This window comes from Nocardioides sp. Z22_16 (genome assembly GCF_058134365.1).
In genome coordinates this window covers 287,704-300,553 of sequence record NZ_JBYTTI010000005.1, presented here as the reverse complement: position 1 = coordinate 300,553, position 12,850 = coordinate 287,704, and the positions used below count along the sequence as shown (strand labels likewise).

Below are 12,850 nucleotides of genomic sequence, written 5' to 3'. Positions count from 1 at the left end.
GGAAGAACCACCGGCAGACCCGCCCGGCCACCGACGCCAGCATTCGGATACTGTTCTGTTCATACGTGACTGCCCAAGAGAGAGGCTCGTTCGTGGGTCTGCAACTCCCCTCGCGCGCAGTCGCACCCGTGAAAAGGGTCGCGACCGCCACCGTGCTGGGTCTCACCCTGTTGTTGCTGGGTGGGTGCTCGGCTGAGGACAAAGATGAGATCGCCCGGTTCGCGATGCCGTCGCCGATTACCGAGCAGGGGCCGGCCACGCTCGACCTGTGGAGGTGGGCCTGGGTCGCCGCCCTGGTCGTCGGTGTCCTCACCTGGGGCCTGATCTTCTACTCGTCGTGGCGCTTCCGCCGTCGCAGCGAGGACGAGGTCCCGGTCCAGGTCAGGTACAACCTGCCGCTCGAGATCTTCTACACGGTCGCGCCGATCATGATGGTCGTCGTCTTCTTCTACTGGACGGTCAACGTCCAGAACGAGGTGACCGAGATGGTCGACGATCCCGACGTGACGGTCGACGTGGTGGGCCAGCAGTGGTCCTGGACGTTCAACTACACCGACCAGGGCGAGGGCGGCACCACGCCGTACACGGTGGGCACCACCGCGATCCAGCCGACCCTGGTGCTTCCCGTGGACCAGCGGGTGCAGTTCAACCTGCACTCCCCGGACGTGATCCACTCCTTCGGCGTCCCGGCCTTCCTCACCAAGCTCGACGTGGTGCCCGGCCGGGTCAACAAGTTCCAGGTCACGCCCAACGAGCTCGGCACCTACATGGGCAAGTGCTTCGAGCTGTGCGGCACCTACCACTCCCGGATGCTCTTCAACGTGGAGATCGTCAGCCAGGCTGACTACGAGCTGTACCTCGCCGAGCTCGAGGAGGCGGGTTCCGTCGCCGACGAGCCGCTGCTCGGCGGATCCGACGCCCTGACCCAGGCCGGCCTGGACGACCCGTCCGAGGACGAAGTGGAAGAGGCCGGGCAGGCCGAGGACGATGACGAAGAAGGAGGCCAGGAGTGACCGCGCTCGCAGATTCACCGCAGGTCACGGGCACGCCGAAGCTGACCCTCGGTCAGCAGACGGTCAGGATGCTGACCACCACCGATCACAAGCTGATCGGGAAGATGTACCTGGTGACCTCGTTCATCTGGTTCATCCTCGGCGGGCTGATGGCGATGGTCATCCGCTCCGAGCTGGCCTTCCCGGGCAACCAGGTGGTCAACGACGAGCTCTACAACCAGCTCTTCACCATGCACGGCACGATCATGCTGCTGCTCTTCGCGACCCCTCTCTTCTTCGGTTTCGCCAACATGATCATGCCGATCCAGATCGGTGCGCCGGACGTGGCGTTCCCGCGGCTGAACATGTTCAGCTACTGGCTCTTCCTCTTCGGCGGACTCATCGCCGCGTCGGGGTTCCTCACGCCCTCGGGCGCCGCTGACTTCGGGTGGTTCGCCTACACCCCGCTCTCCGACGCGGTCCGTTCGCCCGGCGTGGGCGGTGACCTGTGGATCATGGGTCTCTACATGGCCGGTCTGGGCACGATCCTCGGTGCGGTCAACTTCATCACCACGATCATCACCATGCGTGCCCCCGGCATGACCATGTTCCGGATGCCGATCTTCACCTGGAACGCCCTCATCACCAGCATGCTCGTGCTGATGGCCTTCCCGATCCTGGGTGGCGCGCTGCTCTCGCTCGAGGCCGACCGGCTGCTGGGGGCACACGTCTTCGACCCGGCGCACGGTGGACCGATCCTCTGGCAGCACCTCTTCTGGTTCTTCGGGCACCCGGAGGTCTACATCATCGCGCTGCCGTTCTTCGGCATCGTCTCGGAGATCCTGCCGGTCTTCAGCCGCAAGCCGATCTTCGGCTACGTCGGCCTGGTCGGCGCCACCATGGCGATCGCGGTGCTCTCCATCGCGGTCTGGGCACACCACATGTTCGTCACCGGTGCGGTGGACCTGCCGTTCTTCTCCGGCATGACCTTCCTGATCGCGGTCCCGACGGGGGTGAAGTTCTTCAACTGGATCGGGACCATGTGGGGTGGATCCGTCTCCTTCGACACGCCCATGCTGTGGTCGATCGGGTTCCTGACGACCTTCCTCTTCGGTGGGCTCACCGGCGTCATCCTGGCCAGCCCCCCGCTGGACTTCCACGTCTCGGACTCCTACTTCGTGGTGGCGCACTTCCACTACGTGGTCTTCGGCACCGTGGTCTTCGCGATGTTTGCCGGCTTCTACTTCTGGTGGCCCAAGATGACGGGCCGGATGCTCGACGAGCGTCTCGGCAAGCTGCACTTCTGGCTGCTCTTCGTCGGCTTCCACTCGACCTTCCTGGTGCAGCACTGGCTCGGGGTCGAGGGGATGCCCCGGCGCTACGCCGACTACCTGCCCGAGGACGGCTTCACCACGCTGAACCAGATCTCCACGGTGGGTGCGTTCCTGCTGGCCGCCTCTACCCTGCCGTTCCTCTGGAACGTCTACCAGTCGCGGAACGCGCCGCTGGTCGGGGTCGACGACCCCTGGGGCTGGGGCCGGTCGCTCGAGTGGGCCACCTCCTCGCCGCCCCCGCGGCACAACTTCCACCAGCTGCCCCGGATCCGTTCGGAGTCGCCGGCCTTCGACCTGCACCACCCGGAGATCGCCGCCCTCGAGCTGGAGCAGAACGAGGCGGAGCGTCAAGGCCGCTTCGCGGACGCGCCGGACGTGGAAGGTCGCAAGGAGCTCCTGGAGGAGCGGATGGATTCCACGATCGACGAGGACAAGGACGGTGACGCGCGATGAAGGCCGAAGCATGGATCTTCGTGGTCACGGGGGTCTTCTTCACCCTGGTCTCGCCCGCCTACTGGGTGATCACCAATGACTGGACCGGAACCTCGGCCCTGGTGATGACCACCTTCCTGGCCTGGATGATCGCCCTGTACCTGGGTTTCCACGCCTCGCGCATGGATCCCCGGCCCGAGGACCGCAAGGACGGCAACATCGAGGACGGGGCCGGCGAGCTCGGCTTCTTCCCGCCGTACTCCTGGTGGCCCCTGTGGTGCGCGTTGGCGCTCTCGCTCTTCGTGTACTCCATCGCGCTGAGTGCCTGGTGGCTGGTGATGATCGCCGGGGGTCTCGGCATGATCGCCCTGTGTGGCTGGGTCTTCGAGTACTACCGCGGAGAGCACGCCCACTGACATCTGCTCTGACGCGAAGAACGGCCCCGGACTCTGGTCCGGGGCCGTTCTGCTGTGCTGCCCCCGGGAGCGGGTGGCGCTGCGCCGTCCTCAGGAGAGGAGCGCGCGGACCCGTGGCGCGACCTCGGTGCCGTAGAGGCGGATGCACTCCATCAGCTGGGCATGCGGCATGGGGCCGTTGGAGTACTTGAGGTCGAACCGGTCCACGCCCAGGTCCCGCACAGTCGCGGCGATCCTGGTGGCCACCGTCTCAGGGGATCCGACGAAGAGGGCCCCGTGGTCGGCCTCGGCCTCGAACTGCTCCCGGGTGGCAGGGCCCCAGCCGCGCTCGGCGCCGATCCGGTCCCGGTTGGCCTTGAAGTGCGGGAAGAGCAGCTCCCTGGCCTCCTGGTCCGACGCGGCCACGAAACCGGGGGAGTGCACGCCTACCGGCTGCGGCGGCTGACCGAGCTCGTCGAGGGCGCGGCGGTAGAGCTCCACGAAGGGCGCGAAGCGGGCCGGCGCCCCACCGATGATGGCCAGCATCATCGGCAGGCCGTGGCGGGCGGCGCGCACCACCGACTCGGGTGACCCGCCGACCCCGACCCAGGTCGGCAGCTGACCTCGTTCCGTCTTGGGATGGACGTGCGTGGGGGGCAGCGGGCGGCGGGTGCGCCCCTCGAACGAGACCTCGCCCTCGGAGCGCAGACTGGCGAAGAGGCGGAGCTTCTCCTCGAAGAGCAGCTCGTAGTCGGCGAGGTCCAGGCCGAAGAGGGGGAACGACTCCGTGAAGGAGCCGCGTCCCAAGGTGACCTCCGCCCGGCCCCGGGAGAGCGCGTCAAGGGTCGCGAAGCGCTCGTAGACGCGGATCGGGTCGTCCGAGCTCAGCACCGTCACGGCGGTGCCCAGGATGATCCGCTGGGTACGGGAGGCGATCGCCGCCAGCACGACGTCGGGAGCGGTGATGGCGTAGTCGTCGCGGTGGTGCTCGCCGACGCTGAACGCGTCGACGCCCACCTCGTCGGCGAGGACGGCCTGCTCCACGACGTCGCGAAGCACCTGGTGGTGGGGGAGAAGCTCTCCCGCCGAGTCCGTGGTGACGTCACCGAAGGTGTCCAAGCCGAGCTGCACGGTCATCGTGGTGACGCCTTCCTGTTCCTGGAAACACGTTCGCCCGGCCCCCTGACCGGGGACCGGGCGAACGTGATGATCACTGGCTGACGCTCACTCAGTGCCTGAGCTCGTCGCCCTCCACCGCGTGGACACCGTCGAACTGGTGTCCGTCGGCCGGGTGGTCGAGCCCCGACTGCAGCTCGGCCTCGTGCTCGGCGTGGTGGTGCGCCGCCTCGAGCTCCTCACGGGTCGGCTTCTGCACGTTGTGGCCGTTGAACCAGGCCGAGAGCCTGGCCCGCAGCCGGTTCGCACGAGTGCCGGGGGCCGGCACGCCATTCTCGTCGACGTCGCTCTCGAGGGTGTAGACCTCGTCGCGGTCACGAGCGGTGAGCGTGTACTGCGTCTCCTGAGCGAGCGGCAGGTGCCGCTCGGTGTAGGCGCCCTCGGGCGAACGCATGATGATCCCGGTCTCGTAGCCGTGGAGGAGCTTCTCCTCGTCCTGGCGCTGGAGCGAGATGCACCACCGGCGGGTGATCCAGAAGGCGATCAGCGGCCCGATGAACACAGCCACCCGCATGAAGTAGGTGATCTGGTTGATGCTCAGGTCGAACTTGATCGCGATGATGTCGTTGCCGCCGGCCGCCCAGAGGAGGCCGTAGAACGTCATCAGGGCCACCATGACCGCGGTGCGCGTGGGCGCGTTGCGCGGGCGCTGGAGCAGGTGGTGCTCCCGCTTGTCGCCGGTGATCCATGCCTCGATGAACGGCAGGAGCAGCACGACGACGAAGAGCAGGATCGGCAGCACCAGGATCGGCAGCAGCACGTTCCACGAGAGCGTGATGCCCAGGAACGACGACTCCCATCCGGGCATGATCCGCAGCGCGCCGTCGGGCCAGCCCATGTACCAGTCGGGCTGGGAGCCCGCGGTCACCTTGGACGGGTCGTACGGGCCGTACTTCCAGACCGGGTTGATGGTCATGAAGCCGCCCATCAGCGCCGTGACGCCGAAGACCACGAAGAAGAAGCCGCCGGCCTTCGCCGCGTAGACGGGGAGCATGGGGTAGCCGACCACGTTGCCCTCGGTGCGTCCGGGCCCGGGCCACTGGGTGTGCTTGTGGTAGACGAGCAGCAGCATGTGCGCCGCGATCAGGGCCAGCAGGAGGCCCGGGATCAGCAGCACGTGGATGATGTAGAGCCGCGGGATGATCGCCTCGCCGGGGAACTCGCCGCCGAAGAGGAAGAACGACATGTAGGTGCCGACCACCGGCGCGGCCTTCATGAAGCCGTCAGCCGCCCGGACGCCCGTGCCCGAGAGCAGGTCGTCGGGGAGGGAGTAGCCGGTGAAGCCCTCGAGCGTGCCGAGGATGAGCAGCAGCATGCCGATGACCCAGTTGAGCTCACGGGGCTTGCGGAAGGCGCCGGTGAAGTAGACGCGCATCAGGTGGACCATCATCGAGGCGATGAAGATCATGGCCGCCCAGTGGTGCATCTGGCGCATCAGGAGGCCGCCGCGCACGTCGAACGAGATGTCCAGCGCCGAGACCATCGCCTCGGACATGTAGACGCCGCGCAGCTGGTCGTAGGAGCCCTGGTACTGGACCTCGGACATGCTGGGCGTGAACCACAGCGTGAGGAAGACTCCGGTCAGGAGCAGCACGACGAAGCTCCACAGGGCGATCTCGCCCAGCATGAACGACCAGTGGTCGGGGAAGACCTTGCGCAGGTTCTTCTTCATCGCGCCGGCGATCCCGAGGCGCTCGTCGGCCCAGGTGGCCAGTCCTCCTGGCTTGACGGTCTTCCTGCCGGTGGCAGCGGTGGTGCCATTGCTGGTGGCCACCTTGCTGGTGTCGACGCTCACTTCGAGTCACGCTCCCAGTAGCTCGGACCGACGGGTTCGGTGAAGTCGCTCTGCGCGATCAGGTAGCCCTCGGCGTCGACGGCCAGGGGGAGCTGAGGCAGTGCCCGCGCGGCCGGTCCGAAGACCACCCGGGCGCTGTCAGCCAGGTCGAACGTCGACTGGTGGCAGGGGCAGAGCAGGTGGTGGGTGATGCGCTCGTTGAGCGAGATCGGGCAACCGACGTGGGTGCAGATCTTGGAGTAGGCGGTGATGCCGTCGACGGTCCAGTTCTCCCGGCCGGGGCCGGGAGTGATGTCGTCGGGCTCCATGCGCAGCAGGATCAGCGAGGCCTTCGACTTGGCCACCTGGAGGGCAGCGCCCTCGAAGACGTGGTGACCGTTCTCGTCGACCGCGAAGATCGCGGCGGGCTGGGCGTTGACCAGGTCACCGATCTCCAGGTCGGAGACCTTGATCGGCGTGCCGAGGACGTCGCGGACGACGCGCTCGCCGGCCTTCCAGATCGTGTGCTCGAGGCCGCCGCCGTTCTCGGGGTCGACCACGTCGTCGGAGAAGGGGAGCGGGCCGAGGTCGCGCAGCAGCACGATCGCGGGCAGGCCCAGGGCGCCCATCGCACCGAGGAGCGAGTTGCGGACCAGCGGGCGCCGGGCGATCCCGGACTCCGCCAGACCGGTCTGCAGCGCCTCGACGGCGGCCTCCCGGTCCTCGTCGGTGGAGCGGGCGGGGTGGCGGTACTCGACCAGCTCCTGGTCGGCCATGAGCTTGCGGGCCCACTGGATGATGCCGATGCCCAGCAGCAGCAGGGCGAGGCCCAGCGTGGCGCCCAGCGTCACGTTGGAGGCGCCGAAGCCCAGCAGCGTGTCCATGTCGTCCCCGACGTCGAACGAGAAGTAGGCGACGACGAAGAGGACGGCGAAGAGCGCGGACAGCCCGAAGAAGGTCGCGACCTGGCGCTCGGCCCGCTTGGCGGCCCGCTCGTCGACGTCGGTGGGACGCCACTCGTGCGGTGCGAGGCCGGGGTCCGCGATCGGGTCACCCTCGACCGCGGGGAGGTTCTGCTCGTTGTGGTCGTTGTGACTCACGCTTCCACCTTGTCCTTCTTCGAGCGGGTCGAGTGCGCAGCGATCCACACCGCGAACGCGACCAGGCTGCCCATCCCGATCACCCAGGCGAAGACGCCCTCGGAGACCGGGCCGAGACCGCCGAGACCGAAGCCGCCGTACTCGGGCTCGGACTCGAGGGACTTCAGGTAGGCGATGACGTCACGCTTGGCGTCGGGCGGGATGTTGCCGTTGGAGAAGACATCCATGCTCTGCGGGCCGGTGAGCATGGCCTCGTAGATGTGCTTCTCGTCGACGCCCTTGAGGGAGGGGGCGTAGCCACCTCGGGGCATGGCTCCGCCCGAGCCGTTGAAGTTGTGGCAGGCGGTGCAGTTGGTCAGGAAGATCTGGCCGCCGCGGGAGATCGCCTCCTGGCGCTCCTCCTCCGACAGGCCGTCGACGCTGTAGTCCTCCTCGGACGGGATCGCGGGGCCGGGGCCCAGGCTGGCCACGTAGGCGGCCAGCGCGTCGATCTCCTCGTCGGCGTAGACACGCTCCTTGCGCGGAGCCTGGTGGCTCGGGTTGGCCATCGGCATGCGACCGGTCCCGACCTGGAAGTCGACGGCGGCAGCGCCGACGCCCACCAGCGAGGGGCCGATGTTGTAGCCGTCGCGGACGGTGCTGACGCCCTCGGCGTTGAGGCCGTGGCAGGAGGAGCAGCCGACCAGGAAGAGCTCACGACCCTGCTCGATGAGCTCCTGGTCGCTGCTGGCCTGCTGCGCGGTGGCAGGGGCGAAGGCCGAGTAGAGCCCGCCCGTCATGACCAGCCCCAGGAGCAGCACGGCAAGACCCGCGAGCGGACCCCGGCGGTGCCGGGAGAGCCGTCCGGCGGTTCGATTCAAGAGACGCACGTGACAAATTCCTCTTCAGATCCGGTTCGGGAGACTCATTGGATGAGGTAGATGGCAGCGAACAGGGCGATCCACACCACGTCGACGAAGTGCCAGTAGTAGGACACGACGATCGCGCTGACGGCCTGTTCATGGGTGAAGCGGCGGGCCAGGTAGGTCCGGCCCAGGACGAAGAGGAAGGCGATGAGGCCACCGGCCACGTGGATGCCGTGGAACCCGGTGGTCAGGTAGAACATCGTGCCGTAGGCGGAGTCCTGGATGGTCACGCCGTGGTGGACGAGCTCCACGTACTCGAGCGCCTGGCCGGCGACGAAGACGGCGCCCATGACGTAGGTCAGGATGAACCACTCGCGCAGGCCCCAGCCCTTGACGGCGAAGATCGAGCCGGTGCGGCCGACCTGGCCGCGCTCGGCCGCGAAGACACCCAGCTGGCACGCCACGGACGAGAGCACCAGGATCGTGGTGTTCCCGGCGGCGAAGGGCACGTTGAGGTGCGCCGTCTCCTGTGCCCAGAGGTCGGGGCTCACTGCGCGGATCGTGAAGTACGACGCGAAGAGAGCCGCGAAGAACATGAGCTCACTCGCGAGCCAGATGATCGTCCCCACGCTGACCATGCTCGGTCGGTCGTGGTGCCCGTGTAGCCGGGATGCCGGAATAGCCGTTGCTGTCGCCACGGTAGCCATTATGTAGGAGGGCGTCCCCGATGGCTCCCCTACCCCCTGTGTTTGAGCGATTCCCCGCATGGCTGCCCGGTGAGGGCGCACTCGTGGGCTGTGGGCCACGGGGCGCCACGTACTCTGAGGCAATGCTCGTTGCCTCATCCGGTTCGACTGTGCTACCGGAGTTCACCCTCGGCCGCGTCTTCACCGACTGGGGGATCGCGCCCGTCCCGTTCGTGCTCACGGTCTGGGTCTGTGGGCTCTACCTCCTCGGTGTGCGGAGCCTGCGCCAGCGCGGCGACGCCTGGCCCTGGGGCCGGACGGTGGCCTTCGTGGGTCTCGGCATGGGGTCGTTCCTCTTCGCGACCGCCTCCGGGCTGGCGCGCTACGACACCACGTTGCTCTCGGCCCACATGGTCCAGCACATGATCCTGTCGATGGTCGTGCCGCTCTGCCTTGCGCTGGGGGCGCCGGTCACCCTGGCTCTGCGCACCCTGCCGCGGATGCCCCGCGGATGGCTGCTGGCCGTCCTGCACTCCAGGGCGGCGAGGGTCCTCTCCTTCCCGCCGCTGGTCTTCGGGCTCTACATCCTCTCGCCGTGGGCGCTCTACTTCACCGACTGGTACGACGCCAGCCTCCGCTCCACGTACGTGCACGAGATGATGCACGTGCACCTGGTGGTCGTGGGTGCTCTCTTCTTCTGGCCGCTGATGGGGATCGACCCGGTGCCGGGCCGGGTCAGCTACCCGTTCCGGCTGCTGCTGACGGTGCTGACCCTGCCCTTCCACGCCTTCCTCGGCGTGACGATCATGGGGCAGAGCAGCCTGCTCGCCGGTGACTGGTACCTGGCGCTGCGCGAGGGGCCGATGGGCGCCTGGCTGCCCGACGCCATGGACGACCAGCACCGCGCCGGCGGCATCCTGTGGGCGTCCGGCGACCTCATCGGCATCATCTTCCTGCTGGTGCTCTTCGCCCAGTGGGCGCGCTCGTCGATGAAGGAGGGGGAGCGGGAGGACCGCCGGTTGGACCGGTTGGAGGCGCGCGAGCAGCTGGCCCGTCCCGGCGGGTAGCATCAGCGACGTGATGGACTCGAATGCCTCGAAGGCCGCCCCGCTGAAGGTGCTCGTCTACTCCGACGACATCAACACGCGTCAGCAGGTCATCCTCGCCCTGGGACGGCGTCCGCACCCCGACCTCCCCGAGCTGGAGTACGTCGAGGTGGCCACGGAGCCGGTCGTCATCGCCAACATGGACGCGGGCGGCATCGACCTGCTGATCCTCGACGGTGAGGCGGTCCCCGCCGGTGGCATGGGCATCGCCAAGCAACTCAAGGACGAGATCTACGACTGCCCCCCGGTGCTGGTGCTCACCGGTCGTCCCCAGGACGCCTGGCTCGCGACGTGGTCCCGGGCCGAGGCGGCCGTGCCGCACCCGATCGACCCGATCCAGCTGGCGGAGTCGGTCGTGGCACTGCTGCGCTCGCGCGTGCCGGCGACCGCCTGACCTCGATGGCGGCCGCCACCTGGCCAGAGGTCCTCACCGACCTCGTGGCCGGTCGTGACCTGTCGCTGGGCCAGGCCCAGTGGGCCATGGGCCAGGTTCTCGCCGGAGAGGCGAGCCCCGCCCAGATCGCGGGCTTCGCGGTGGCGCTGCGCGCCAAGGGGGAGTCGGTCGACGAGATCGAGGGGCTCTCCGACGCGATGCTCGCGGCGGGCAACCCCATCTCGGTGCCGGGTCGGCTCCTCGACATCGTGGGCACGGGAGGGGACCGGTCGATGTCGGTCAACATCTCGACGATGTCGGCGATCGTCGCGGCCGCGGCCGGCGCTCGGGTGGTCAAGCACGGCAGCCGTTCAGCGTCTTCCCAGTCCGGGTCGGCGGACGTGCTGGAGGCTCTCGGCATCCGACTCGACCTGCCCCTGCCACGCGTCGCGGCCATCGCCGAGGAGGTCGGGATCACCTTCTGCTTCGCCGCCGCCTTCCACCCCGCAATGCGTCACGCCGCGGCGCCACGGCGCGAGCTGGGCATCGCGACCAGCTTCAACCTGCTCGGGCCGCTGTCGAACCCGGCCCGGCCCGCAGCCCAGGCGATCGGGTGCGCGGACCCGCGGATGGCCCCGATCATGGCGGAGGTCTTCGCGCGACGTGGCGTGGATGCCTGGGTCTTCCGGGGGGACGACGGGCTCGACGAGCTGACCATCACCACGACCTCGACCGTGTGGAGCGTGCGGGGCGGCACGGTGGACCGGTGGACGGTCGACCCCGTGGAGCTCGGGTTGTCGCTGAACCCGGTCGAGACCCTGCGCGGCGGCGACGCGGCGTTCAACGCGGAGGTGGTCCGGAGCCTGCTCGGGGGGCGGAGCGGGCCGGTGCGCGACGCGGTGCTGCTCAACGCCGGGGCTGCCCTGGCGGTCTACGACGACGGCGCGGGCACGACGGTCGAGCGGCTCGCCGCTGGCATGGAGAAGGCGGCGCAGGGGCTCGACTCCGGCGCGGCTGAAGATCTCCTTGACCGCTGGGTCGCCGCCTCACTCGGCTGACACGTCGAGCCACCCCTCCGGCGCCACTAGATAGACAAGGCTCGTTTCCCCGTTGTCGTCCTGTGCTTCCACGGTCCAGTCCCAACCATTCTCGAGCGCGTACGCCAGCGGGCTCTCTGTGAGCAGGAGGGCATGGGTGACCGGCAGCGCCCTGAGCTTCTCGTCCCACCCGGGCTCCACGTTCTGGATGTCCAGATTCCGCTCCAGTTCCGCGTCGGTGAACATGTCGCCGTATCCGTGCATCACCAGCGCGAGGTCGGGATAGAGCCACATGTCAGTGCCGCCCAGACCCCAGTTGTTGAGGAGGGCGCTGCCGGCGGGAAGGGCTGTCACGGCTCGCGAGGCCGCGCTGTCCTCTCGGGGAGGCTGCTGTGCGGTGAACGGAACGGTGGCGGCGAGGACCGCCGAGGCGACGACCCCCAGAGCGACTATCGCAGTCCCCTCCCACCGCGCCGCCGGTCTGCGGGGGACGAGAGTGCCGAGCGAGGTCGCCAGCATGGGCACCAGGATTGCCACGGCCACGGGCACGGAGCGCTCGGCAAGGAGCATCCAGCCACCTGCCATGGCGAGGAGGCAGAGCTCGAGCCAGGACTGGGCGCCGTCTCGCAGTCGGATGAGGAGCGTGATCGCCAACATGAGCGCGGCGCTCGCCGTGGACGGGTCCGTGAACTCCGGTGACGACCACTCGGTGAAGAAGCCGGAGATGCTGCTCACGCGTGCCGTGGCCGTCCAGATCGCAGGTCCGACTGGCGTCAGTCCCGCTGCCAGCAACGAGAGGACAGGTACGAGCCAGGGTGCCCAGAAGGGGTGAAGGCGCCGATCTGGGGGTGCTGATCGGCGGTCGAGGCTGAGCCCGAGCGCGGCGCCCAGACCGACGATGACCCCAGAGAGCCACATACCGTGGACCATGGCCCACACCCAGGTGAGGGGGATCGTCCACCAGGGGAGCCGACCGTTGCGTCCTGCGTGGAGCCAGGCAGCCGTCACGAGGACGAGGAACAGGTAGCTCGCGACCTGCGGGCGCGAGGTGAGGAACGGGAGGGTCCCGAAGACGGCGAGCCCCGTGACGAGGGCGGCCACGAGCAGACCTCCGAACCGCCGCGAGACCATGGCGAGAGTGGCCACCAGGGCGATGGCCACGGTGCCGCTCAGCCAGGCGACCCCCGGGAGGCCGAACCACTTCTCGGCCCCGGCGTACAGAAGCTGGCTGAGCCACTGTGTGGGGGACCATTCCGCAGTCGCGAACGGGGTCACGGTGCCTGGGTCCCACGGGGTCCACTGCCCCAGGAACTCCCGCCCCAGGCGCAGGTGGAAGAAGGTGTCCGGATTCGTCACGGGCTCAGCGAATCTCTTGACCACGACCGCGAGGGCTCCGCCCAGGACCAGCAGGGGAACCAGCGTCAGGATGGGCGAGGTCTGGGCACGCGAGGGCTGGGGCTGTGGCACCGGGTCACCCTCGCACGAGACGCTGGGAGGCGTGATCGGATTGGCGCCAATGATGTCCGATTCACGGATCTGACGCCTGGACGGCGCACACGTGTTCGGGCAGCGATGTCCTCGGCAACCTCGGGCTGAAGCC

General features: G+C 68.4%; 12 protein-coding genes. 6 read left to right on the top strand and 6 right to left on the bottom strand.

Annotated features, from left to right (window positions below; translation table 11 throughout):
• Positions 1–128: 128 nt before the first annotated feature.
• Genes ctaC through AC3X7R_RS16530 form a run of 3 tightly spaced genes read left to right on the top strand, consistent with a single transcriptional unit; the run spans position 129 to position 3,174 of the window.
• A complete protein-coding gene (gene ctaC / locus AC3X7R_RS16540; RefSeq protein ID WP_489966775.1) occupies positions 129–1,013 on the top strand; it encodes an aa3-type cytochrome oxidase subunit II in 885 nt (294 codons plus the stop codon).
• Positions 1,010–2,779: an aa3-type cytochrome oxidase subunit I gene (gene ctaD / locus AC3X7R_RS16535; RefSeq protein ID WP_489966774.1), complete on the top strand. Its 1,770-nt coding sequence runs from the start codon at positions 1,010–1,012 to the stop codon at positions 2,777–2,779. Before ctaC ends, ctaD begins: the two co-directional genes overlap by 4 nt.
• Entirely contained in the window at positions 2,776–3,174 is a 399-nt protein-coding gene (locus tag AC3X7R_RS16530; RefSeq protein WP_489966773.1) for a cytochrome c oxidase subunit 4, read from the top strand. The genes ctaD and AC3X7R_RS16530 overlap by 4 nt, the downstream gene beginning before the upstream one ends.
• A 90-nt stretch (positions 3,175–3,264) precedes the next feature.
• On the opposite strand, the gene AC3X7R_RS16525 is transcribed toward AC3X7R_RS16530, so the two are convergent.
• The 5 genes from AC3X7R_RS16525 to ctaE form a co-directional block, all read right to left on the bottom strand.
• A complete protein-coding gene (locus AC3X7R_RS16525; RefSeq protein ID WP_489966772.1) occupies positions 3,265–4,290 on the bottom strand; it encodes an LLM class flavin-dependent oxidoreductase in 1,026 nt (341 codons plus the stop codon).
• A gap of 91 nt (positions 4,291–4,381) precedes the next feature.
• The gene (gene qcrB, locus AC3X7R_RS16520; RefSeq protein ID WP_489966771.1) at positions 4,382–6,124 is read right to left on the bottom strand and encodes a cytochrome bc1 complex cytochrome b subunit; all 1,743 of its coding nucleotides are present in this window, start codon (positions 6,122–6,124) and stop codon (positions 4,382–4,384) included.
• Positions 6,121–7,203, bottom strand: coding sequence for a cytochrome bc1 complex Rieske iron-sulfur subunit (qcrA, locus tag AC3X7R_RS16515; RefSeq protein WP_489966770.1), 1,083 nt, complete (start codon positions 7,201–7,203; stop codon positions 6,121–6,123). Before qcrA ends, qcrB begins: the two co-directional genes overlap by 4 nt.
• On the bottom strand, positions 7,200–8,072 hold the full coding sequence (gene qcrC / locus AC3X7R_RS16510) for a cytochrome bc1 complex diheme cytochrome c subunit (RefSeq protein ID WP_489966769.1): 873 nt from the start codon (positions 8,070–8,072) through the stop codon (positions 7,200–7,202). The genes qcrA and qcrC overlap by 4 nt, the downstream gene beginning before the upstream one ends.
• 35 nt (positions 8,073–8,107) lie before the next feature.
• Positions 8,108–8,755, bottom strand: a complete 648-nt coding sequence (gene ctaE, locus AC3X7R_RS16505; RefSeq protein ID WP_489966768.1) for an aa3-type cytochrome oxidase subunit III — start codon at positions 8,753–8,755, stop codon at positions 8,108–8,110.
• Between the two features lie 122 nt (positions 8,756–8,877).
• On the opposite strand from ctaE, the gene AC3X7R_RS16500 reads away from it, so the two are divergent.
• From AC3X7R_RS16500 to trpD, 3 genes are read left to right on the top strand one after another with little or no spacing between them, the layout of a single operon-like run.
• Positions 8,878–9,801, top strand: a complete 924-nt coding sequence (locus AC3X7R_RS16500) for a cytochrome c oxidase assembly protein (protein WP_489966767.1) — start codon at positions 8,878–8,880, stop codon at positions 9,799–9,801.
• A gap of 13 nt (positions 9,802–9,814) precedes the next feature.
• Entirely contained in the window at positions 9,815–10,234 is a 420-nt protein-coding gene (locus tag AC3X7R_RS16495; protein ID WP_489966766.1) for an Rv3143 family two-component system response regulator, read from the top strand.
• Between the two features lie 5 nt (positions 10,235–10,239).
• Complete coding sequence (gene trpD / locus AC3X7R_RS16490) at positions 10,240–11,271, top strand: anthranilate phosphoribosyltransferase (protein WP_489966765.1); 1,032 nt, start codon at positions 10,240–10,242, stop codon at positions 11,269–11,271.
• Here the strand turns inward: trpD and AC3X7R_RS16485 are convergent.
• Positions 11,260–12,717, bottom strand: a complete 1,458-nt coding sequence (locus AC3X7R_RS16485) for a hypothetical protein (protein WP_489966764.1) — start codon at positions 12,715–12,717, stop codon at positions 11,260–11,262. The two genes, trpD and AC3X7R_RS16485, sit on opposite strands and share 12 nt — an antisense overlap.
• Between the last annotated feature and the right edge of the window lie 133 nt (positions 12,718–12,850).

Coding starts and splice junctions, on each gene's coding strand:
- AC3X7R_RS16525 (WP_489966772.1), bottom strand. CDS start 4,290: ATGACCGTGCAGCTCGGCTTGGACACCTTCGGTGACGTCACCACGGAC.
- AC3X7R_RS16500 (WP_489966767.1), top strand. CDS start 8,878: ATGCTCGTTGCCTCATCCGGTTCGACTGTGCTACCGGAGTTCACCCTC.
- ctaE (WP_489966768.1), bottom strand. CDS start 8,755: ATGGCTACCGTGGCGACAGCAACGGCTATTCCGGCATCCCGGCTACAC.
- trpD (WP_489966765.1), top strand. CDS start 10,240: ATGGCGGCCGCCACCTGGCCAGAGGTCCTCACCGACCTCGTGGCCGGT.
- AC3X7R_RS16530 (WP_489966773.1), top strand. CDS start 2,776: ATGAAGGCCGAAGCATGGATCTTCGTGGTCACGGGGGTCTTCTTCACC.
- AC3X7R_RS16495 (WP_489966766.1), top strand. CDS start 9,815: ATGGACTCGAATGCCTCGAAGGCCGCCCCGCTGAAGGTGCTCGTCTAC.